This window comes from Parapedobacter defluvii, from assembly GCF_014642075.1.
Classification (GTDB): Bacteria; Bacteroidota; Bacteroidia; order Sphingobacteriales; family Sphingobacteriaceae; genus Parapedobacter; species Parapedobacter defluvii.
The window spans coordinates 20,716-43,363 of sequence record NZ_BMIK01000029.1 but is presented as its reverse complement, the minus strand read 5'-3'; the positions used below and the strand labels follow the sequence as shown (position 1 = coordinate 43,363).

General features: G+C 47.6%; 21 protein-coding genes and 1 rRNA gene. 10 read left to right on the top strand and 12 right to left on the bottom strand.

The features are described from left to right. From IEX60_RS23315 to IEX60_RS23305, 3 genes are all read right to left on the bottom strand, one after another. A 16S ribosomal RNA gene (locus tag IEX60_RS23315) occupies nucleotides 1-73 on the bottom strand; the annotation flags it as partial. A 653-nt stretch (nucleotides 74-726) separates the two neighbouring features. Further along, nucleotides 727-1,716: a hypothetical protein gene (locus IEX60_RS23310; RefSeq protein ID WP_188753808.1), complete on the bottom strand. Its 990-nt coding sequence runs from the start codon at nucleotides 1,714-1,716 to the stop codon at nucleotides 727-729. 28 nt (nucleotides 1,717-1,744) lie between these two features. Then, entirely contained in the window at nucleotides 1,745-3,091 is a 1,347-nt protein-coding gene (locus tag IEX60_RS23305; RefSeq protein ID WP_188753807.1) for a deoxyguanosinetriphosphate triphosphohydrolase, read from the bottom strand. A gap of 130 nt (nucleotides 3,092-3,221) precedes the next feature. Here IEX60_RS23305 and IEX60_RS23300 point away from each other — a divergent pair, with 130 nt between their 5' ends. The 5 genes from IEX60_RS23300 (at nucleotide 3,222) to IEX60_RS23280 (ending at nucleotide 12,651) form a co-directional block, all read left to right on the top strand. Beyond that, nucleotides 3,222-4,367 carry a FecR family protein gene (locus IEX60_RS23300; protein ID WP_188753806.1) on the top strand — a complete coding sequence of 382 codons (1,146 nt, stop codon included), beginning with the start codon at nucleotides 3,222-3,224 and terminating at the stop codon, nucleotides 4,365-4,367. Nucleotides 4,368-4,680: 313 nt separating this feature from the next. After that, complete coding sequence (locus IEX60_RS23295; protein WP_188753805.1) at nucleotides 4,681-7,965, top strand: SusC/RagA family TonB-linked outer membrane protein; 3,285 nt, start codon at nucleotides 4,681-4,683, stop codon at nucleotides 7,963-7,965. 16 nt (nucleotides 7,966-7,981) lie between these two features. Next, a complete protein-coding gene (locus tag IEX60_RS23290; protein WP_188753804.1) occupies nucleotides 7,982-9,631 on the top strand; it encodes a RagB/SusD family nutrient uptake outer membrane protein in 1,650 nt (549 codons plus the stop codon). Nucleotides 9,632-9,656: 25 nt separating this feature from the next. Next, entirely contained in the window at nucleotides 9,657-10,991 is a 1,335-nt protein-coding gene (locus IEX60_RS23285; protein WP_188753803.1) for an IPT/TIG domain-containing protein, read from the top strand. Continuing rightward, nucleotides 10,984-12,651, top strand: coding sequence for a DUF4091 domain-containing protein (locus tag IEX60_RS23280; protein WP_188753802.1), 1,668 nt, complete (start codon nucleotides 10,984-10,986; stop codon nucleotides 12,649-12,651). Before IEX60_RS23285 ends, IEX60_RS23280 begins: the two co-directional genes overlap by 8 nt. A gap of 4 nt (nucleotides 12,652-12,655) precedes the next feature. On the opposite strand, the gene IEX60_RS23275 is transcribed toward IEX60_RS23280, so the two are convergent. The 3 genes from IEX60_RS23275 to IEX60_RS23265 form a co-directional block, all read right to left on the bottom strand. Continuing rightward, entirely contained in the window at nucleotides 12,656-13,231 is a 576-nt protein-coding gene (locus IEX60_RS23275) for an RNA polymerase sigma factor (protein ID WP_188753801.1), read from the bottom strand. 213 nt (nucleotides 13,232-13,444) lie between these two features. Beyond that, nucleotides 13,445-13,936 (bottom strand): GNAT family N-acetyltransferase, encoded by a 492-nt coding sequence (locus IEX60_RS23270; protein ID WP_188753800.1) that lies wholly within the window; start codon nucleotides 13,934-13,936, stop codon nucleotides 13,445-13,447. Then, a complete protein-coding gene (locus IEX60_RS23265; RefSeq protein WP_188753799.1) occupies nucleotides 13,929-14,789 on the bottom strand; it encodes a DUF808 domain-containing protein in 861 nt (286 codons plus the stop codon). Before IEX60_RS23265 ends, IEX60_RS23270 begins: the two co-directional genes overlap by 8 nt. Before the next feature lie 125 nt (nucleotides 14,790-14,914). Between IEX60_RS23265 and IEX60_RS23260 the strand changes: the two genes are divergently transcribed. Beyond that, nucleotides 14,915-15,379 carry a 3-oxoacyl-ACP synthase gene (locus IEX60_RS23260; RefSeq protein WP_229717755.1) on the top strand — a complete coding sequence of 155 codons (465 nt, stop codon included), beginning with the start codon at nucleotides 14,915-14,917 and terminating at the stop codon, nucleotides 15,377-15,379. A gap of 12 nt (nucleotides 15,380-15,391) precedes the next feature. On the opposite strand, the gene IEX60_RS23255 is transcribed toward IEX60_RS23260, so the two are convergent. Next, nucleotides 15,392-15,886 (bottom strand): ExbD/TolR family protein, encoded by a 495-nt coding sequence (locus IEX60_RS23255; protein ID WP_188753798.1) that lies wholly within the window; start codon nucleotides 15,884-15,886, stop codon nucleotides 15,392-15,394. A gap of 330 nt (nucleotides 15,887-16,216) precedes the next feature. Here IEX60_RS23255 and IEX60_RS23250 point away from each other — a divergent pair, with 330 nt between their 5' ends. Further along, complete coding sequence (locus IEX60_RS23250; RefSeq protein ID WP_188753797.1) at nucleotides 16,217-17,008, top strand: hypothetical protein; 792 nt, start codon at nucleotides 16,217-16,219, stop codon at nucleotides 17,006-17,008. A gap of 158 nt (nucleotides 17,009-17,166) precedes the next feature. Here the strand turns inward: IEX60_RS23250 and IEX60_RS23245 are convergent, their stop codons facing one another. Next, entirely contained in the window at nucleotides 17,167-17,556 is a 390-nt protein-coding gene (locus tag IEX60_RS23245) for a (deoxy)nucleoside triphosphate pyrophosphohydrolase (RefSeq protein ID WP_188753796.1), read from the bottom strand. A gap of 185 nt (nucleotides 17,557-17,741) precedes the next feature. Between IEX60_RS23245 and IEX60_RS23240 the strand changes: the two genes are divergently transcribed. Further along, nucleotides 17,742-18,392, top strand: a complete 651-nt coding sequence (locus IEX60_RS23240; RefSeq protein ID WP_188753795.1) for a serine hydrolase domain-containing protein — start codon at nucleotides 17,742-17,744, stop codon at nucleotides 18,390-18,392. A 2-nt stretch (nucleotides 18,393-18,394) separates the two neighbouring features. After that, complete coding sequence (locus tag IEX60_RS23235) at nucleotides 18,395-19,552, top strand: MalY/PatB family protein (protein WP_188753794.1); 1,158 nt, start codon at nucleotides 18,395-18,397, stop codon at nucleotides 19,550-19,552. 262 nt (nucleotides 19,553-19,814) lie between these two features. Here the strand turns inward: IEX60_RS23235 and IEX60_RS23230 are convergent, their stop codons facing one another. The 4 genes from IEX60_RS23230 to IEX60_RS23215 all read right to left on the bottom strand — a co-directional run bounded on the left by IEX60_RS23230 (nucleotide 19,815) and on the right by IEX60_RS23215 (nucleotide 21,857). Next, the gene (locus IEX60_RS23230; RefSeq protein ID WP_188753793.1) at nucleotides 19,815-20,579 is read right to left on the bottom strand and encodes a DUF3307 domain-containing protein; all 765 of its coding nucleotides are present in this window, start codon (nucleotides 20,577-20,579) and stop codon (nucleotides 19,815-19,817) included. Then, entirely contained in the window at nucleotides 20,576-21,202 is a 627-nt protein-coding gene (locus tag IEX60_RS23225) for a SatD family protein (RefSeq protein ID WP_229717752.1), read from the bottom strand. The genes IEX60_RS23230 and IEX60_RS23225 overlap by 4 nt, the downstream gene beginning before the upstream one ends. Before the next feature lie 185 nt (nucleotides 21,203-21,387). Continuing rightward, on the bottom strand, nucleotides 21,388-21,603 hold the full coding sequence (locus tag IEX60_RS23220; protein ID WP_188753792.1) for a PLDc N-terminal domain-containing protein: 216 nt from the start codon (nucleotides 21,601-21,603) through the stop codon (nucleotides 21,388-21,390). Nucleotides 21,604-21,641: 38 nt separating this feature from the next. Then, on the bottom strand, nucleotides 21,642-21,857 hold the full coding sequence (locus tag IEX60_RS23215) for a hypothetical protein (RefSeq protein ID WP_188753791.1): 216 nt from the start codon (nucleotides 21,855-21,857) through the stop codon (nucleotides 21,642-21,644). A 210-nt stretch (nucleotides 21,858-22,067) separates the two neighbouring features. Here IEX60_RS23215 and IEX60_RS23210 point away from each other — a divergent pair, with 210 nt between their 5' ends. Next, on the top strand, nucleotides 22,068-22,637 hold the full coding sequence (locus IEX60_RS23210; protein ID WP_188753790.1) for an RNA polymerase sigma factor: 570 nt from the start codon (nucleotides 22,068-22,070) through the stop codon (nucleotides 22,635-22,637). Nucleotides 22,638-22,648 lie beyond the last annotated feature (11 nt).

Genomic DNA, 22,648 nt, shown 5'->3' with positions numbered 1-22,648 from the left:
GATCCCGTTCGACTTGCATGTATTAGGCCTGCCGCTAGCGTTCATCCTGAGCCAGGATCAAACTCTCCATTGTAAAATGAAGTAATGATCTGACCCGATATCCTCGGAATCAATCTTTGTTATTATGTCTATTTACTGATTGACTTAGGTCTGTTTTAACTTTCGCCTGAAAACAGACTACTCGTTACGCTACATGAATATCAATATCTTTAAGAACTATCCCGCCTCCGCTCACGCTTCGGCTCTTTTATTTCAAACCGGTTCAGAACCAGTCGATTTTCTCGATTTCAAACCCCGGTCGCATCGCGCTTCCGGACCGGAACCCCTGCTCTCTCGAACACCCCGTTCCGTTTGGGACTGCAAAGGTAGAAATGTTTATCTAAAAACAAAAAATATTTTTTTATTTTTTTCCTTCTCACGCACCGTGTTTCCACGACTAACCTTCCCTCCAAATTCTCTACCGATTCTTTCAAATAACGTCCGCTTCTGACCTCACTTTCTTCCCTTTGCCGATCGCGGGGTGCAAAACTAAAAACGTTTTTTCTGAATGCAAATAAAAAATTAAACTATTTGAATGATCTACTGATTATCAGCCTAATTATTTTTTTTACAATCTAACTTTCTTCAATGAAAGAACCCTGCTAAAAAAAGAGCAGGACTACAAAAATACGGATAATTCAAGTACGATTCCAAATAAAACTGCACATTTTCCCTGAAATCGCGCTTTCATGCCTTAGGTAGGTTTATCGCACTACCAGACACCGGATTACCTTCCCCATCTACCAAAAACGACATCGGCTTTTCAGGGTCCTTGATGATTTCAAACAACGTATATCCCCAAGGTTTCCAAAAATTCTCCAGTACCTGCCCATACGTTTTTACTTGCCAGGAGTCAAAAATAGGCTTCATACTCATATCAGCTAAAGGCATCGGTTCGAGGTAAACCTGTTCATCCGTCGGCAAAACGGTATATTCAGGCAAGCGGTTAAATAGGTAAGCAGAGTAGAAGAAACGCGCACATAATTCTTCAAACTGAATCGGATGAAGGCACCGTCCCTCCACCTTCTGCACAGACTCCCGGTGGTAAACACCATTCGTTCCATTATCCTGCAGGCATACAATAATACCCACGTCGTTCATCCGGAGCGAATACACCAACGTATTGATCTCATCCCGGTAATTAAATGTCTGTTCGTCATTGTCAACTTCGAAAACCAACACCGTAAATGGTATCCCGCCATCAAATTGCATCGGTAAAATCAATGACTGCAACATTAAATGCAGGTTTTTGAATTTATGCGCCAGCACCTGCGAAAAATTCATTGCTTCCCCGCTTAATGCCTGCTGCCGGATGCCCGCCTGTATTTCATTGAATACGACCCCATATACCATCCTCGCCACCCATTGAAAAAGCAACAGGCTGTCTACCTGCCTCACCGCTTCGTATCCTTTGTTGAATGCCAATTCCAACTGTTTATCCATTTCGGCAATCCGCTCAGCTACGGCTGTCGCACAGGGCAGTTGCAACTGTTTATAGGTACGAATACTCTCATCAAGCAATTTGAAAGGCTTATCTTCAAGGTCAAACTTCCGCATAAGCCAATGGGGAAAAACCTGTATCTGTTCATCGTTTGATTGCAGAGATTGCCCACTCAGGAAACAGGTCTTGTTATCAAAATGGAAATGCGTAAAGGGGTTATATAAATGTATCGGCATGGTTATCGAGCTAGGTTCCATCTTCTCGTCAATCCAGGGAGGGGAACGATATTCCTTTTATTTTACGGTACAGTTCCACTGCATACAAGTCAGTCATCCCGGAAACAAAATCCAACACCGAGCGGATCTTGGCGTAAGTATCGTCACGCTGGGTATGAAATTGTTTCGGCATTAGCGCCAACAGCTTGCCATCGTATGGCGTCTTATGCTGCTTGAGATAAGCAGGAATAAACTCTTCGAGCAGCCCATTCATTACCTTGTAGCCGGCTACCTCAATCTGCACGACCGACTGCGCATTGTAAATCCGCTCGATTGATACCTGTTCAATGGTGCGCATGGCGTCCACTAAATCCGTATCCACTGCTTCCATAAGCGATCTACCGAACGCACCTTCCAAGAACACATCTTGATTTCTGGTAAATGCGGTCGCACATTCTCCAATCAATGTGTTGATAGCCTTAGCCCTCAGCAAACTGACCCGGCTATCAAAATCAGCCAGTTTCTGCAGGCGCTCTTTCAGCTGCTCATCCCGGCAAACCGGCAACAGCAAACCCTCCACCTGCTCATAGGGCAGAATACCCAACCTGTGCGCATCCTCCAAATCGATAATGTTGTAGCAGATATCATCGGCAGCTTCCACCAGATATACCAATGGGTGTCGTTTATAGCCTGTTGGAGTATCTAAATCTTTTACCAATCCCAATTCGACGGCTATTTTATCAAAAACGGCTCGTTCCGATTGGAAAAAACCATATTTCTTTCGATGATGCACCCGTTTGTTATGGCCGTCCGCGGCCGCGCATGGATATTTCACAATAGCCGCTAACGTACTATACGTGAGGGCAAACCCATGTTCGTCCTTGCCGGCAAACGGGTGAGTCAATATTCGTAGTGCGTTGGCATTGCCTTCGAAATGTGTCAGGTCTGCCCATTCTTCTTCGGTTACCTGCTTCTCAAATACGGCCCCCATACCTGCTGTAAAGTAATTGGAAATGGCGGCTTCCCCCGAGTGGCCAAACGCCGGATTACCCAGATCATGCGACAGGCAAGCAGCAGAAATAATATTTCCCACCTCCTGCAGGTACGGAAGCTGCCCGTCAATATCCGGATTCGCCTTTCTCATCTCATTGTAGAAAATACGTCCAAGAGATCGCCCTACGCTCGCCACTTCCAAGCTATGGGTCAGCCTGTTGTGCACGAACACACTGCCAGGCAGGGGAAAAACCTGTGTTTTATTCTGTAGCCTGCGAAACGGCGACGAAAAAATTAACCGGTCGTAGTCACGCTGAAACTCCGAACGTGCATCCTGGTGATCCTCCTGTTTGCGGGATTCATATCCCCATCGTTTAGCGGACAACAATTGTTGCCAATTCATAATACCCATGTCGAAGCAAAGGTAAGAAATCTACCGTTCTATGCTTTGGCGAAGATCTTCCAAAAAAATCTACCCCTTTGCAGCCGGTTACTTGTCTTACTCATAGACATCGGTAAGAAATCAGCAGATTATGCATAAAACAGCAATCAGGCAATTGCTTAAAAAATATCAGAACGGAACCTGTACTCCTAAAGAACGGGCAATCGTTGAGAGCTGGTATTTAAAGTACAATAGCGACAGTACTTCTGAAATAGATAACGACGAGTTGGAAGGCGAACTCGACCTCATATGGTCGCATATTGGCAAACATGTGCGCCCAAAACGTAGCTCAAGTGGAGTCGGCGTCTTGTACAAATGGGTTGCAACCACCGCCGCCGTGCTATTTATAGGAATAGTGCTGTATTTATTTTTCACGAGCGACCACAGACAACAACACCAATTGGCTGATACGCCCGTGGATATCCTGCCCGGAGGCAACCGGGCAACCTTGACCTTAGCAGATGGAAAGACTTTGGAGCTCAGCGATGCACAGCAGGGGGTGGTCGTGGCACCAGACGCCATAACCTATACAGACGGATCACTCATTGCCGGTTATGAAACAACCGGACAAAATGCCGTATTCCCGTCCAATACCATTAGTACCCCCAAAGGCGGGCAGTATCAAATCACACTGACCGACGGCAGCAAAGTTTGGTTAAATGCTTCTTCGGTACTCCGATACCCCTCCCGGTTTACCACGGATAAAAGAGAGGTAGCCATCGAAGGAGAAGCCTTTTTCGAAATCGTACGGGATGCTTCACGCCCGTTTACTGTGCGGGTAAACGGCCATACCATCCAGGTCTTGGGCACCTCATTTAATGTATCATCCTATGCCGAAGAGCAGGATATGCGAATCACCCTGGTAGAGGGAGCTGTGCAAGTAAATAAAGAAGACAGCCGCGACAGAACGTCCGCCGTTACCCTCAATCCTGGTGAACAGGCCGTTATCAAGGGGAATAGAATCGATGTTAAAGCCGTTGATGTGGAGCTGTATACTGCATGGAAGAACGGCCTCTTTAAATTCAGAGAAACGGAATTACGATCGGTGATGAGCCAATTAAGCCGTTGGTATGACATGGACGTCGAGTATATCGGGGATATTCCCGATACCCATTATTATGGTCAGATAAGCCGCGACAACAACCTGTCTGCCGTACTCCGGATCCTGAAAGGCAGCGGTCTGAATTTTAAAATAACCAAGACGGGAGACACCCAAAAAGTAACGGTATACCCATAGCCCGCCGTAACGGCAATCCAATTAACCACTTAATGAAAAAAGACATGAAAAAAAGAAAAAGCTAACGAGGAAGCGATCGGATACAAAAAAGGGTAGCGTTTGCGCCACTACCCCATGTATTTGAGTCGCCTGAATACAATGCCTTTAATGGCACCGGATTAAAGTAATTAGACTAACCCAAACAGTACAAACATAGGAAATATTTCCTGGAGATTTTCTATGTAGTTGCTGGAAAGCAATACAATACATGAACCAATGTGTACCAACCAAGGTAGGTAGTTTATACCCACCATTGATTTTTAGGCTACTGCTGATGATGAAATTAACCATCGTATTGACTTTACTCTTCGTTTTGAATGCCACTGCAGAAAGTTATTCGCAGCAGATATCGCTGAAGGCCACCAATCGGCCTTTGGCAGAGGTAATGGAAGATATCCAGACACAAAGCGGATTCCCTTTTATTCTGCGCGGCAAGGAACAAGCTGAGACGAGAATCAGTGTAAACCTATCCAAGGCAAGCCTTGAAGAAGCCATGAACGCAATTACCAAAAACCAACCCTTCGAATGGCTGATACAGGATAACACGATCATCGTCAAAAACAGTGAACAACACGCCCCCGGGGAAAACGTCATGCGGCGTCCTCCCCATCAGCAGTCGGCTAGCGGGCGGGTCACGGATATAGACGGGTCACCGTTACAGGGGGTCACTGTTACCGTAATCGGTACATCCCGAAGTACCGCTACCGACGAAAATGGCTACTATACCATTCAGGCATCGTCCAGTGAAACACTCCGGTTTTCCTTGGTCGGATTTACGGAAATGGAAGTCAACCTCATCCGTTTGGAAGCAGTCGATGTCACAATGGAACAGGATTTAAGTGAACTGGAGGAAGTCGTCGTATTGGGCTTTGGGCAATCTCAGAAGAAAATTGCCCAAACCGGATCCATCGCATCCGTATCAACCAAAGAACTGCGTCAAAGCCCTGTAGCCAACGTTACCAATGCTTTGGCCGGGCGCCTTCCGGGGCTGATTACCTTGCAGCGGAGTGGCGAACCGGGATATGACAATTCGGATTTATTAATACGCGGCAGATCTACTTTCAACAACACATCTCCCCTAGTCACCATTGATGGAGTTCAGAAAGATTATGCCTCCATCAATTTATTGGATGTCAATGAAATCGAAAACATCACGATCCTAAAGGACGCTTCCGCTACGGCACTCTATGGCGTAAAGGGGGCCAATGGTGTGATCATCATTACTACTAGGCGAGGGAAAGAAGGTCCCGCCGCCATACAGGTAACCACGCAGACAGCCATCCAGACGCCTACCCGGTTACCGCAGATATTGGGATCTTACGACTACGCATTGCTATCAAACGAAGCCTACCGGAATGACAATCCGCAGGGCACGCTGCTCCCCTATTCTGAAATCGCCCTGGAGGCTTACCGGACCGGGATCAACCCACTGAAATACCCGGATGTAAACTGGATGGAAGAGGCATTGAAGCCTTCCCTGCTTACCCAATCAAACTTCAACATTAGCGGAGGAAGCCCCAGGACACGCTATTTCGTTAATATTGGCTATACGGATCAGGACGGAATCTACCGGGCGGAAAAACAACCCAAATATGACCCGAACGTGTCGTTTAAGCGGTATAATTTCCGGTCGAATGTCGACGTGGATTTTGACGATGACTTTACCATGTCACTCAATCTTTTTGGCGCCATCGAAAACAGCCGTTATCCGCGGTCAACCGCCGCGGAGCTATTTGATATGCTCCAGAAAGTCACTCCCAACGCATTTCCAATACGATATCCAACAGGTTACTACGCCCAGACCCCCGCATTGCTTAATCCCTTTTACTGGTTAAACACCCAGGGATACAGTGAGAACTTCAACTCGTCGCTCTCCGGCATGCTGTCGGTGACCCGTAAATTGAATTTTATCACCGAAGGGCTCTCCATTAAAGGGAACTACTCGTTTGATGGATATTTCCGAAACCGCTTCACCCGCACCCGGAGCGAACGTGCCGCGTACTACAGCGGTACCGGAGATTATGCAGATCCGGCTAACTATACCTATACAGGGGAGGATCTGCCATTATCTGCGCCTTCCTCTTCTTTTGGTCAGAATCGGGATATCTGGATGGATGTCTCCTTGAATTATGTCAGAAGCCTCGGAAATCATAACATCACCGGCATGCTCTTGGCAAACCGTACACAAAAAGTACTTGGCGGACAGATTCCATTCGTATCGCAAGGATTGGTTTCGCGGATTACATACGACTACCGGAGCAAGTACTTCGCCGAATTCAACGCCGGGTACAACGGCACGGATAATTTTGCTAAGGGCAACCGCTATGGGTTTTTCCCTGCAATCTCCGCCGCGTGGGTAGTGTCGGACGAGGAGTTTCTACGCGATAACCCGGTCCTTTCATTGCTGAAAATCCGGGGCTCATTTGGACTCACTGGTAACGACCAGCTTAACGGTCGCCGGTGGCTTTTTATTTCCGAATTTAACGACCTGTCTGGATACAATTTTGGCGATCCACTCACCTGGATGAGCGGTGTTGGCGAAGGCGCTATTGCCAATCCTTCGGTCACTTGGGAGGTGGCACACAAAACCAACATCGGTGTCGAAATGAAGCTGTGGACCGATCTCATCGACTTAAACATTGATCTATTCCATGAAAAAAGAAACGACATCCTGATTACCCGCGGCTCGGTACCCTCCATCATCGGTATACCCGGCGGTAACCTGGCCCCCGTCAACTTTGGCGCTACAGAAAATAAAGGGTTTGAAATCGAACTTAATCATCGCAAGCGTATCGGTCAGGTAAACTATTTTATCAGGGGCAATGCCTCTTTTGCCCGCAACAAAATCATTTTCATGGATGAGGAACCGAAACCCTATCCCTATCTATCGCTTACAGGCCGCCCGTTGGGCCAGTTTTTCGGGCTTACCGCCAACGGCTTTTTCAACAGCATGGAAGAAATCCAGCAGTCTGCACAGCAATTCGGCCAGATCATTCCCGGCGATCTCCGGTACATCGACCTCAACGGCGATCAGTTCATTGACCCCAATGATGCCGGCCCAATCGGCAAGTCTGACGTGCCGGAGATGTTTTATGGGCTCGCATTGGGCATCAATTGGAAAAACCTGGATGTCAGTTGTCTCTTTCAGGGAGCCTCCGGATTTAACGTGATGCTTAGTGACCAGGCTGCTTACGAGTTTGTGGAAGGACGCAACGTCTTGAAACATCACCTGGGAAGATGGACATCTGAAACAGCAGCTACCGCTACTTATCCCGTATTGCACTACGGGTTCAACAATAACAACCACCGCCCGTCGTCCTTTTTCCTCAAGGATGCCAGCTATATAAGGCTCAAGAACGCAGAGGTTGGCTACACGTTCCGCAACATCCAGTTGACAAAAAATAAAGGGCTGTCTGCAGTACGCCTGTATACCAATGGGATGAATCTCATCACTTGGGACCGCATTGGTGGTTCATATGACCCTGAAACGCGGAGCGGAAGCGGCAATAATTATCCGCAACAGCGTGTATACAATTTCGGGGCATCGGTGACATTTTAATGGGATAAAAACTTGAATGATGAAAAATTCACTAAAAAATAGGTTGTTTCACTATGCAGGAACAACGGTACTGATTCTGCTGGTAAGTTGCAGTAAGTTCGATGCTTATCTAGACAAAGCAGAGTCAGGCGGCATGACCGAAGAAGAAGTCTTTAGCAACTATAGGCAAACCGAGCGTTTCCTGGCACAAGTATATGGAACCGGCCTCACCATTGATTGGGTCGGTGGAAACCTTTGGTCTTTTTCCTACGATGGCGCTACGGACAACGGTTATTGTCATTACCGGTACTGGCCAAGCCCGAAATTTGTTTATGATGGTAACCTCACACCTGCCAATAACCCCATTGACCAATGGGCAGACCTCTACGCGGCCATCCGCCGTGTAAATATGTTTCTCGAAAAGATAGATGGCCTCCCGGTTTCCTCCTCCAATACCGAAGAAGTGGCCGGCAAAAGCCGTATGAAAGGAGAAGCATTTTTCCTGAGGGCTTGGTTTTATGCCGAACTGTTCAAACGGTACGGAGGCGTGCCTTTGATCAGCAAAGTATTGCAGGTAGATGAGGATCTGAATATCCCCAGAGCCACTGCCGATGAGATCATCGGCTTCATTGTCGAAGACTGTGACCGGGCCGCTTCGTTGTTGCCCGAAGAGTACAGCTCAAAAGATCTGGGCAGGGCAACGGCCGGAGCCGCACTTGCACTCAAATCCAGGATGCTGCTGTACGCAGCCAGTCCACTGCATAATCCCGATAACGACCGCCAAAAATGGGAACGTGCCGCCAAGGCGGCTCAGGATGTCATTACCATGGGTATATACCAACTGCATGGATCGTTCAAGGATGTTCTGCACACACGGCAATCACCTGAAATCATTTTCCAGCATACGGCAAACTACGAAGACCAATTGCGCAACAATTTGATGCCCAGCCAGGGTGGTTTTTCCATTGTGCAACCTACACAGGAGCTCGTAGACGCCTTCGAAATGACCGATGGCAAACTGTACAACGAATCAGATCTGTATGATCCGCAACAACCTTATGCCAACCGCGATCCAAGACTGGCCATGACCGTCGTCTACAACCTCCATCCCTGGCGTGGCTTTCCAATTGAAACATTCGAAGGAGGGCTCGATGGATTGAACGGCAGTGGAGATAATTATACCCGCACCGGTTACTACCTGGCCAAAACCCTTGATGAGAACGGCAGTCTCACACCGATATGGCGGCCGGGCAGTCATTTTTTTGTATACATCCGGTACGCCGAGATTCTGCTCAACTACGCCGAAGCCAAAAACGAGAGTTTGGAAAGTCCTGACCCATCGGTTTATGACGCTATCAATCAAGTGCGTGCCCGCACTGGCGTAAATATGCCTCCTCTACCCGCAGGGCTGAACAAGGCAGATATGCGCGCACGCATCCACAATGAGCGTCGCGTGGAGCTTGCCTTCGAATCACACCGATTCTGGGACATCAGACGGTGGCGCATCGGTGAGCAGGTATTGAAATCCGTTCAGGGTATGAGAATAACACGTGCGGGAAGCGAATGGAATTACGAACGGTTCCCGCTGGAAAACAGGTATTACAAGAACATGTACGATCTTTTTCCAATCCCTCAATCTGAGATCAACAGGAATAGCAAGCTGGTGCAAAATCCAGGTTACAATTAATCATTTACCTCAAAAGGAATACAAAATGCATACGATAAACAAACTATATATATGGCTCGTCATCCTTCTTGGGATAACCGGCTGCAAGCAGAACGATTTGCCCAGACACAACCCCGGCACTCCCATTGTCATTGACCGCTTTATCCCTGAAGAAGGGCAAGGAGGTACGGAGATGATGATTTTCGGTCGTAATTTTTCCGGTGACACCACCGGTGTGGTAGTTACGGTAAACGGTGCACGGGCCACCGTCACCGGCATCAATCACGAGCGGATCTTACTTACTGTACCCGAAGGGGCAGGAACCGGGTTGGTCGAAGTGCAGATCGGCAATCAGAAAGGAAGCAGCACAGTGCCATTCAAATTTCCCCCCGTATTCCAATGGCGGGTTACCACCCTGGCCGGCAGTGGGCAAGCGGGTTATGCTGACGGTACGGGCAGTGCAGCGCAGTTTCGCTTTGACCGGGCACCGGGCTTAGCCGTAGATGCTGAGGGCAATGTTTACGTGGCGGATGCCGGCAACCACTGCATCCGTAAGATTACCCCTCAAGGCGAGGTATCAACCTTTGCCGGAACAGGGGTGGCAGGTTATGCCGATGGCGGTGCAGATCAAGCCCAGTTCGACACACCTTTTGACGTAGCCGTAGACCAAGACAATAACGTATTTGTCGCCGATACATGGAATGCCAAACTCCGAAAAATTACACCTGAAGGTACGGTTTCCACCGTTACAGGGGTTGGAGACATTGTAGGCATCGCCATCGATCCCCGTAATAACCAAGTCCTTGTATCGTCGCTGACGAATGGAGCTATTTACCGTGTAGAAGACAGCGGCAATCTCACCACAGTACTTCAGGGATTGGGCTGGGTAAGCGGCTTAGCCATCAACGAGGAAGGTATTCTCTTCGTAGTAGAGACCGGAAAATCGGTTATCCACCGTCTTGATCTGAAATCTGTTGTAGACGGTCCCGGCGTTTCGACAATCATCGCCGGTATGCCCGGTCAGACCGGCTGGGAAGATGGACCGGGAGCATCCGCAAAATTTGATAGACCTTGGGGTATAGCCATCAGTCCCGTCACAGGCATGTTGTTTGTAGCCGGAGATGCCGGTCCCTACGGCGGCCCGTGGTACGACGATGGGGGCAATAATACCAATCAGTGCATCCGTCAGATTAATCCGCGCGGCTGGGAAGTCAGCACCTTTGCCGGAGCCCCCGAACGGGGTTACGTAGACGGATCGTTGGAGGAGGCCAGATTTAATAACCCAACCGGTGTGGCCGTTGGTCCTGACGGTAGCGTCTATATCGTAGATGCCAACAACCACAGCATCCGTAAAATCGTGAGGGAGGAAGTCTATGAATAGGTGGGAATTTATCAAAGCGTCTACTTTCCTCGGTTGCAGTACCGCCGTGCTTGGGGCCGATAGCATCAGCTGTTCAAAGCGCACCCAGACCAAACCGGCCGACACCGGTACCCAACCCAAAAATTACCGGATATCAACCGCATCGGGTGCTGTAAAGATCATGCCTGAAGACATCCTGCCGGAAAGTGATACGGTCACGTTCGGCATTGCAGGCAACGAAACTGAATGCTTCCAGATCGTAATCCGGCCAGAAACCACCGTTGAGCGGGTAAGTGTCACTGTGAATGACCTGGTAAGTGGCAGCAATCGCATCAGTGGCCACACATGGCATCAAGTCGGTTACGTATATATCAGCACTTTCGCCGGACACCCGGTCCCTGCTGATGTCTCCGGCAAATTATCGGGATGGTATCCCGATCCGTTGCTAACGCGTGACCACGCCCATCTAATTGAAAACTGGTCAAACAGCATTTGGGTCACGGTACATGCACCTGCCGGCACGCCGGCGGGTACCTACCAAGGTACCGTGGAGCTGGAAATCGGCCCCCATACAGAGACCATCCATATTGAAGCTACCGTCTACGGATTCTCCATCCCAGCCGTTCCCTCGCTTCCCTCGTTGTTTTCTCTTGCTTTGGAGTACCTGGCAAAAGTTTACCCGGGGCTGCCCACGGCAATACGCAAAAATTGGTTGGACTTTCTGGCCGAGCGGCGTATCATGCCTACCGATCTTTACATTGACCTACAAGGGCCGGATGGTGCCTACCGGATTACTCCCGAAGAATATGTACACTACAATGGGCAAACCAATGGATTTGTCATTTATCCCATTACTGTCACGTGGGAAGACCGCAACGCCCCGGCTGAGGTGCTCATCCAACGGTTTGAAGAAAACCGCAGATACATCGATGCCATCATCGCATCCGGTGCCGCAGCGGGCGGCAAGGGCGTGTTCTATGGATTTGACGAAAACGAACCTGAGCATTTTGACACGATGAAAGCCGTGCATGCGCACATCAAAAGTCGGTATCCCGATATTCCAATCGCGACGACATCAATGCACATCCAATCACTGGCACAGCTCGAAGCGGTACACGTCGACATTCTGGTATTACACATAACCGATGGCATCTATAACAATCCTTTTGCCGATCAATTACGTGCGGCCGGCAAAAAAGTATGGGGGTATATTTCGCTGCAGCCCTATCATCCCATGCCCAATTGGCGTATTGAAAATGCGCTCATCGAGACCCGGGTACTACTCAGTGCCATGGCCTATCACGAGCGGTTTGACGGTTTCCTATACTGGGGAGTCAATCAATACAACAAGGGCCAATGGGAAACGCCTAGACCCATCAGCAGGAACACTCCCCTAAAACTTGATATGTCCATAACTACCCCGACCGAAGAATATAAATGGCTACACGGCGATGGGTTGCTGATCTATCCAGGCACCGATGGTCCGCTAAGCAGCATCCGGATGGAAAATATCCGGAAAGGTTTGGAGGAATATGAATATTACAAACTCGTAGAGGCCAAATTGGGTAAAAACGCAACCTTGGAACTTGCCGCACAGGTGGCACAATCCATGAGCGCCTATACCCGGGATGTACAGGAATACCTCAAGCACAAAGCCAGCTTAGCCGCCAAACTCGGCTAGCTTATCAAAAGATTCCCCAAAAGCTGAACAGGAAAGCTCCCAGTTTGGATCGGAGGATACGCAGGGCATTTTTTACCTGCTTATTGACCGTTTGATCCGAAATATCCAGTCGCTCAGCTATTTCTTTATGATTCAGGTGTTCGATGCGGCTCAGCTCGAACACCTCCCTCATTTTCCGCGGCAGGGAAGCCACGGCCCGTTCAATCTGTGCACGCAATTCACGCTCGCGCACCCATTGATCCGCAGTGACCTGGTCGGCCTCCACAAAATCAACAAGAGAAGCCAAGTACCGTTCTTCTACCTTCTGGTGGGCAAAAACGTTGATCACCCGATTTCTGACCGCACCATAAAGGTAAGAAGAGAGGCTCGATGCAAGCACAATATCCTGTCGTCTATCCCACAGGTTGATAAAAAGTTCCTGGATTAGATCACGCACTTCCTCCTTATCCCGCAGCTTGTTATAGGCATGTCGATATAAAACAGGGCTATATCGCTGGTAGATTTCCGCAAATGCAGCACCGTCTCCCTTCCGGAGTAAGTCGGTCAGTTCGGCATCCGTACATGTTGAATAGCGGTTCATATAACAAGCTAAATATAGCGTATCCTGCCATGCTTTTCAAATGTAACCTTTGTAACGCCCCAAATCAATAGCCTCCGCAATATCAAACGTTTGCGTGATTCGCTATTTTTTCTATACAGCAATGCATGAAATAAAAACCGGCTCGGATATCCCGATTCAGGATTGCCGCAGCCGAAGATCAAGTCACAGCTGCCACGCAGGAAAAATTCCCACCTATCGCATCTTCACCATCTTGTGGATATTGAAAGTACGTCCGAAAGCAGAAAGCACCGTCCGGTCATCTGCCTGAAAGACAAAGCCTACCTTTTCGTAACAGCGTATGGCCGATATATTTTCATCCCACACGTTTAACTCCACAGCATCGCAATCATATAACCGTCCGCATTCATCCACCAATGCTGTAATAAAACGGGCACCTATCCCCATTCCACGTATAGCCGGATTCCCCACCAGAATCCTTCCCAGCCTGGGCCGGCCGTTATCCTGCGGGATGATCTCACCAAATGCCATAGGCTGCCCCTGCACCCATGCTATATACATCCGCCTGTCAGGGTACTCAGCACGGTATTCTGTAAGCTGTTCAAGACTAAGTGGATAGGAAAATCGCTCACCGGAAAATTGAAACAGTAGTTCAGGTGAAGTCACCCAGCTTTGCAGCCAGTCGAAATCAACCTCTTCAAATCGGCGCAATATCAATTCAGCCACGGAAAAACACTTTTTTGCCAATTGTCAAAATCGCAACGGCTATCAGCCCTGCCACGAAACCGATCGCCATTTCCTTAAGAAACGAAGGCCACGTAGCTAACATATGATGTAGGTAGTCGATATTATGGACGAATATACCGCCCGAAACCAAAATCAGTGCAACGGTGCCAATTACTCCCAAACACTTGATCACCACCGGCAGCAAATTTACCAACAGGTGCCCCAACTTGGCGAGCCACCCCTTATTCTGGGTACGTTTTATCAAATTGAAGCCGGCATCGTCCATCCGGACGATGAGTGCTACGATGCCATATACCCCCACGGTAGCCAGCAAGGCAACTACCGAAACGGTGAGGATCTGTATCGATAAACTTTTTTCCAAAACGGTTCCCAATGCGATGATCACAATCTCAATAGACAGAATGAAATCGGTAGTCACAGCCGATTTTATCTTTATCTTCTCTGCACCGTTGCGGCTTTCATTACTTTCCTCAACCACCTCATGGCCTTCTTTCGGACGGTGAAAGAGATATTCTATAATTTTTTCAACCCCTTCATATGCCAGGTAAAAACCACCCAAAATCAGGATAACCTTTATGGCAACCGGAAGAAATACGTTAAGCACCAGTGCAATGGGTACAATAATCAGCTTGTTGATCAACGATCCTTTGGTGATGGCCCACAGCACCGGCAATTCCCGCGAGGCCAGAAAACCCGTTGCCTTTTCCGCATTGACCGCCAAATCGTCTCCCAATATCCCAGCCGTTTTGCGGGTCGCCACTTTCGCCGTAGTGGCCACATCGTCCATCAAAGCGCTTATATCGTCCAGAATCGCAAAAAAACCTGATGCCATATTTTCCTGTAATAGTATGGCTGTAAAAATATAAATTCAGCCGGTATTTCCCTCATACCGTTAAACAGCAGTTTCAAACTCGGCTCGTATTTTGCGGGTAACAGCAACATTTGACTTGAATAAACGTGGACAATCATTACCATGCCCTCAAAACCGCCCTTCTCGCCGCTTGTCAGCGCTACGTGGGTGAACGCATAGCCAATGCGCAACAGGCCCTTGCTTCGGCCAGTGATGCCGCCGCCGATGACACCAAAAGCAGCGCAGGCGATAAATTTGAAACCACACGTGAAATGATGCAGCAGGAAATTGCTCGCCATCAGCAACTGCTGGCAGATGCGGAGCGGATGGACCAAGTACTGATTTCCTTGGATGTGCGCCCACAATCAGGTCCGGCAAGATTGGGCAGCCTTGTGGAAACCAACCGCGGTATCTTTTTCCTTGCCGTCAGCGTGGGCCGCATAGACGTGGAGGGCCGCACCTACTGGGTTGTATCCACCGCTTCTCCTATCGGTAGCCGCTTGGTCGGTATGCAAGCGGAGAGCCGTTTCACGTTCAACAACATGGAGTACGTTATCAAACAGGTAATGTGATCTTATTATACATCATAAAGCCACCATCGCCTCCTCTGCCGCACTTATCTCTCCGATCATGTATTGGCTAATGCCACAGATTTTCATTTCATCCAGAATATCCACCAAACTTTGGTAGTCCGCCTTTGCACTGGGTCGGATCACCACAATGATCCCTTTTCCTCCTTCGGTCAACTTTGGCACCTCTTCTTTCTTTTGCATCAGTATTTCCCGGATACCACCTTTGCCCAAGTTAGATGAGTACGGCCCCGCAAGTGGCTTATCCAGCATACCCCAATACCAGTCCACACGGCCATCGGCACCTAGCAGCAGCGTAATGGTCCGGTCGTCTGCCAAAGGAGAAAAGTCCGTAGAATCCGTAATATCGGGCATTGCCACATCAAGTGCCTGCTGCTTGTTGATATTGGTGGTAAGCATAAAGAAAGTGATCAACAGAAAAGCCAGGTCTACCATCGCGGTGAGGTCAACCCTGGGTTGCAACCTCCGTCCGGTGTTCAATTCAGCCATGATGTTAAAGTTTATCTACTTAAATGATAGCGATTGCCAATATTTTCCATAAATCCCTCAAAAAAGATTATCGTGTTACCTGGATGCCGGTATTCTGATTGCCCTTAAACAGCACGATCGTAAGAATCTTCCCGACTAGCTTACTTACGGCGCGGAAAAGGTGGGACGTATCGGGGCGTGATATCCGCATGGGACCATGGTCAATGGCGGCAACAGTCCAGGTATCGAAGAAAGAACTACTAAAAAATGAGGAGAATGGAAACCCTAACTAATAGGGATTGCAGCAACTCTTCGGTTATCATAATTTTGTTGGCAAACAATCATTCGATTATGAAAGCTAACATATACTTCTTGGTCTCCCTATTCATTTGCGGTGTTCATATCTCGGGCTGTGATAAGGGAAACGATGACAATACAGAGCCAGATGCAAATAACGTAATCACAAAGGACGATTTTATAGCTAAATTAGGTAAGTACACAAGTTATCACGTTGATGTGTATAATAAGGAGATTGAGCCTGGGCCTTCCGGTACGGATGTAACCTGGGATTTTTCCGATTATGATGAGGTAGCGATAACAACCACAGTTGAAGACGTCGAGTGCCCTGGTGAGGCAATTTGTTCAGAATTCCCGGAGGCTAACCGTGTATACGCAGCTCAGGGCCCTGCGGCAGGTATTGAATATAGTTTTCATCAACTTACTGACGATGAATTGAACGTCATCGGCGGGATGGGAGCCGATGGTTTGAAAACACATTACGACGATCCACAGACAACCTATAAATTTCCCATGTCATATGGTTCGAAGTTTTCGGACAGCTACAGTTATACCGCCGGCAGCGAGGTATTGGTTGGAAAGCAAACCGTTGAAGTGGACGGTTTCGGAACATTAAAAACCGTTGCAGGTACATTTCCTAATACCCTACGTATAAAGCGTGCATACGAGATTAATATAACCCATCCATCCGGCGGACATACGTCTACTGTTGTGACTTACACCTGGATAAATAAGGCGCATAAGGGGCTATTTCTGTTGCAGCTACTGTTTTCCGAAACTACAATACATGGACATACACAGCCTTCTGGCTTTGGAAAAAGTCTGATTTACACCATACCCGAGTAGAGCTAGTGCCTTTCCTTCTCTTTGTTCAACAGGTTGTCCGTACCTATTTCTGCCAATCCGATATTTTTGTATTCAGCCGTCGAGCAATGCAAAAATGGCCAGTATCTCCGCAGAATGGTTCCCTTCTTTCAACTATGAAGTGATTGATGCCCCCTCTGCTACCCTTCCTGTTCCGATTTCAACTGTTCAACAATCGGCACATCCGCAGGCGCCCAATCGTACCGGTCCAGATCATCCACTTGTACCCACTTAGCATCCGCGTGCTCTTCAAGCAATAGCTCGCCACCTGTCACACTTGCCATAAAAGGTATCAGGCGAATCCGGAAAGTTGGATAATCGTGTTCCACCGGCTTTAATCGCCCCATTACTTCGATGTCCAAGTTCAATTCTTCCTTGATCTCACGTACAATGGTTAGCGTTTCGTCTTCACCCGGTTCCACCTTCCCTCCCGGGAACTCCCACTTCAACGGCAGATTCATCGCGCTGCTACGCTGGCAAATCAAAATTCTGCCATCCCGAATAAGGATTGCACAGGTTACAATGAGCATGAGATGCATTTATTTTGCTAAGGTAATACTCGCTCTTTGATTTCCAAACCTCCCCCATCAGGTCCCCAGCTCAATTTACTACACCTTGCCTAACAATCTCTTAGGCTGTTAGAAGAAATCGTACGTTAATCGCATAGTGAATTACCTATTGGATATGAATAAGATTATCATCATATTTGATATCAATGATTGGCAAATACCTCTTCGCTGTCCTGCTTGTTGTTCTTCCCTGTCTGGCACCCGCCCAACAGCAGCACCTGTCAAATATAGATGACTTTATCGCCAAACAGGTCGTCGATTACAAAATGCCTGGACTTGCCATCGGCGTCATCAGAGATCACCAGGTGATTTTTAAGAAGGGCTACGGAACCACAAGCCTTTCCAACGGACTCGCTGTCAATACGCAAACGGTCTTTCCGATTTCTTCCTGTACCAAATCTTTCACCGCCGTAGCACTCGGCATCCTCGTTGAAGAAAACAAACTTAACTGGGACGATAAGGTCATCCAATACCTTCCCGAATTTAAACTGAGCGACCTATGGATTACCAAGGAACTGACAATAATCGATCTATTAAGTCATCGATCTGCCTTTCCGCACATCCGAAATAAGCCGATACCTCCTATGGATATGTCAAACATTGCTCCGGCTAAGGAGGCATTTTCCGGCTGTCTCTACGCCAGCGGCCAGGACACGTTAACCATTGTATTTAACGACCCTTTTGTACCTCCCGGAAAAGTAATCTTTGAGCGCGGTACCGATAAAAAAATAAAACACTTTAAACTAGACATCGATTCCCAAGATTTTCTCTTTGGCGATTTGGATTTCAAGAAATGACGATGAATTATCATTTTGACCTCCCTGTTGATCGTAAGCACACCGATTGCATTAAATGGGACACTGCCGAACCCGACGTGCTTCCCATGTGGATTGCCGACATGGATTTCAAAGCTGCTCCCGCCATCCAGCAGGCGCTGGAAAACCGCGTGGCACATGGGGTTTTCGGATACACCCAAACCCCGCAGCGATTCTACGAGGCCATCATTGGCTGGTGGAAAAAACGGCATGGCTTTTCCCTGCATCCCGATTGGCTGCTTCCGGTCACCGGAGTCGTCCCGGCACTATCCGTCCTGATCCGGGCACTGACTGCCCCCGGCGATAAAATCCTGCTGCAGCCACCGGTATACAACCACTTTTTTGCCACCATTGCCCACTGCGACCGTCAAGCCGTCCAAAACAACCTGCGGCTGCACGAGGGAGTATACGGTCTGGATTATGACGACCTGGAGCGCAAGGCAGCAGATCCCGCCGTAAAGCTACTGCTGCTCAGTAATCCGCACAACCCCGTAGGCCGAGTTTGGACCGCGGAAGAGTTGGTACGCATCGGCGAAATATGCATGCGGCATAACGTTGTGGTGGTATCTGATGAGATCCATTCCGACCTTGTCTACCAGCCGTACCGCCATGTACCTTTCGCATCGCTGGATCATGACCCCGCCCTGCAATCCATTACAGTCAGCTCTCCCACCAAAACCTTCAACATCGCAGGGCTACAGGCCGCCTATTTGTTTTCTGAAAATGAATCACTCCGAAAGCAGGTACGCTATATGCTGGATATGCAGGAGATGACCCTTCTGAACCCCCTTGCCATTGAGGCGCTTGTTGCCGCCTATGAACACGGCGAGGACTGGCTGGAATCACTGAAAACCTATCTATCTGCAAACTTTGCCTTCCTAAAGGATTTCTGCAGTACCCACCTGCCACAGGTCAATGTAACCCCGTTGCAAGCTACTTACCTAGTCTGGCTAGACTGCCGTTCGGTTATTTCTTCCTCCGCCGATTTTGCCGATAAGCTGCTGCGCGAACAACGGTTGTGGCTAAGCCCCGGTACACTTTATGGTACCGCCGGCGAAGGATTTCTACGCATCAATATTGCCTGCCCGCGTTCCCTGCTCGAAGAAGGGCTGACACGGTTGAAAAACGGCTTTAAAATATAATTTATATCCCTAACAACCTATCCACCTGCTCCAACGATTCCTTAACAAGGAGCGTGTGTTCATGGTACTTAGGCGAAACGAATATAATCTCTGTATGTTCGCCTTTAACCTTATAGTACGCTACGTTATCAAAATTTATCCGTACCGGTTCTCCCGATTTCAGTTTAGTCAATCTGAGTATAGTCGCCATAACTTTCGTATTAATTAGTCGCTTTTCTTGTGTTTTCGGTCCCCACCAACTTGTCGTGCGTTAGCCGGTAACTCAACTAACAAATTGTTTGCCGTATTTGTATGATAAACTAATCAACAAAGCCAGTCCGAAGCTAAGCAGCGTACCAATCAACACATATTCGGTCAGCTTTCTATCCTTAGCCGTTGATAAATCACTAAAACGAAAAATTGATTTGGCTGCGATTAAAAAACCGATCGCCTGCCACTGGTTCATTAAAATAAAGCAGAAAAGAAAGAGTCTTTCCAAATATCCGATGTATTTGCCCGCATTTGTGAGTGAATCTTTCTCAGATTTTTGCACGATTTCCTGTTGACTTGATTCTTCCGGTGTTGTTTGTTGTGCTTCGAGGCCCCAGCTTGACAGCGATTGCTTAATAACGATCGAAGACACAAACGTAACACATACAGTTGCCAACAGAAACAGCAGCACTTCGTTGGCAAGTAGTGGTTGCAACGAAACCGTGTAGGGCTCATATAGGTAGACAGCCAACCCGATAAAAAGGACATGCATCAACTGATCTAACCAGAACAGCACCTTTTTATTTACGCGGCCGTATACGTGTGTTTTTATGATATCAATGATTAGGTGACTTGCAACGATTGTTAAAAACGCTTTCCAGTAAAAAAAATCAAACTTTAGCAGCAGCAGGAGCATCAATGCATGCACTGCGACGTGTAAATACAAATATTTTGATTTGTGTTTTTTTTCTGTTTTGCCTTTTACCCATTTGTCGGGTTGAAAAACAAAATCTCCCAAAACATGGGCAAGGAATAATTTTAAGCCTAAAGTGATCATGTTTCGATAAGTTGGCGTCTGAAAAATTGCTCCATCCGCATCACCACATCATAGCCTCCCCGTTTGAGTGCTTCGCTGACGCTGCTTTGTGATTTTTTCATCTTTTTAGCTAGTGCTTCCTGATTCATTTTAGGATTCTCGATGGCGTTTTGGATCGCCTCAGCAGTTGCGGGACTCCAATTGTCCATCGTCAACGATGCGAGTGACAAGATAAGGTTAAGCACTTCATCTAAGTGGTTGTCGGCCGTCGCAATCGCTAGCGTTTGTTTCTTGAGGGCATCAAAACATGCTCCAGACAGAACGAATGCGCTACCGGTCGATGAGGTGATTCTGTTTGAGGGATGGTCTTCCAAACCTATACCTATGGCTATTCTTACATCCAGCGGAGTTATCTGTTTTATTCCTGCTTTGATGTGGATTGCCGTCTTCAATGCTTTATCGGCAGCAACACGGATTTGAAAGCTATCTCCCCGAAACAACTCCCAGTCAGTTGGCTCTTTACCATACTGGTTTAAAATGCTTGTCAGCATGGGTTGCCATTCATGGGTAAGTTTTGACCGAGAACTTATAATGTCCCCTGTTAATATTCCTACAGTGCTCATTTTCAATGTATCTTTTTTCAAATATCGGCCATATATCCGATAAATAAAAATATCGGCAATATATCCGATAATACGAATTATCGCTCCAATACCCGATGTTGCCGGTTTCTTTTTCCATGCAAGGTAGTAAGAGCAAATATAATACTAAAATTTTTAGTTTTAAAATTAAGAGAAAAGTTTTTATAAACAGATGTGTGTGATGCCTCCTATGATCGGTGCCCCACCGGCTTCCGCCCCATCACCCAATAGGCGATACTTCCTAAGATCGGAATCGATAAAATGACCAGGCCCCAGATCAGCCGATGTAAACCCGGGATACCCATGTTTGTGGCCGCGTGAAAGAGCGAATAGAGCATGAATACCATTACCGGCAACGCGATAATTAATTCCATTGTACCCATGTTCAGAAAAAGCAGTTCCATATCACCTCATTTTGCTGGCTGCGCAGTTAATGCATAACCTAATCTTCCGCCTTATCCCGTTGCCGCAGGGCCACCGATACCACGCCGATCAGAGCGACGAGGATCACGCCCGTTGTAATCAGGTATAGCCGATGATTGTCACGAAACTCAGGAAGCTGCCCCGCTTTCTTCAACCCTTCCAGAACCGCGAAAGACAGCAGGGTTGCAATCATAAGCACGGCAAGGTATAGCTTTGATTTATTAATTTCATTCATTGTAACTTCCTATTCGGTTTATATTCGCAAGCTAAAGGTAGATGCTTAACCGCATATTCACAAGTTTTAAGTTGTAAATAAAATTTTGGATATTTACAGACAGTTATTTTAGCCAATAAGCTTAACGAAGAAAAGACCTCCTATTAACAAAGACTTAATTTGACACACGCGGCCAATTGGAGTACCTTTGAGCCATTCAACGTACGGATAATGTGTAATCGGTTTTCAACTATCATTGCAAATTTTCAAGCAGGAGACCCCGCCGCCTTGGAAATTTACTTTAATACGTATAAAAGACCCCTTCATTATTTTGCCAAGTCACTTCTCAAACATCATGCGGTCGAAGCGGAAGAGATCGTGTTAGATAGTTTTGTTAAATTATGGCAGCAGCGAACCGGTTTCGACAGCGAAGAAAAAATCAAAGCCTTCTTATATATCGTAACCAAAAACGCCTGCCTTTCCTTTCTAAATTCTGCTTATGCACGACAGCATTTTGAAACCGAGCTGCCGGACGATTTGCTCACCGAAGACCCCGAAGGCTACGCGAAACAGATAAAAGCAGAATTGTTGGAAATGATTGCAAAGGAAGTCCAAAAACTACCCAAAACCCAACAAAAAGTGATCCAGCTGAGTCACTATGAAAACAAGAGCCATTCCGAAATATCGGAGGCCCTGCAAATGTCCAAAAACACGGTCTACGTCAATTATTCGCGGGCCATCTCTACCTTAAAAAAAGCCTTCAAACAACAAAAAGATTGGTTGTTTACTTTTTTTATGTAAGGTTTTCTGTT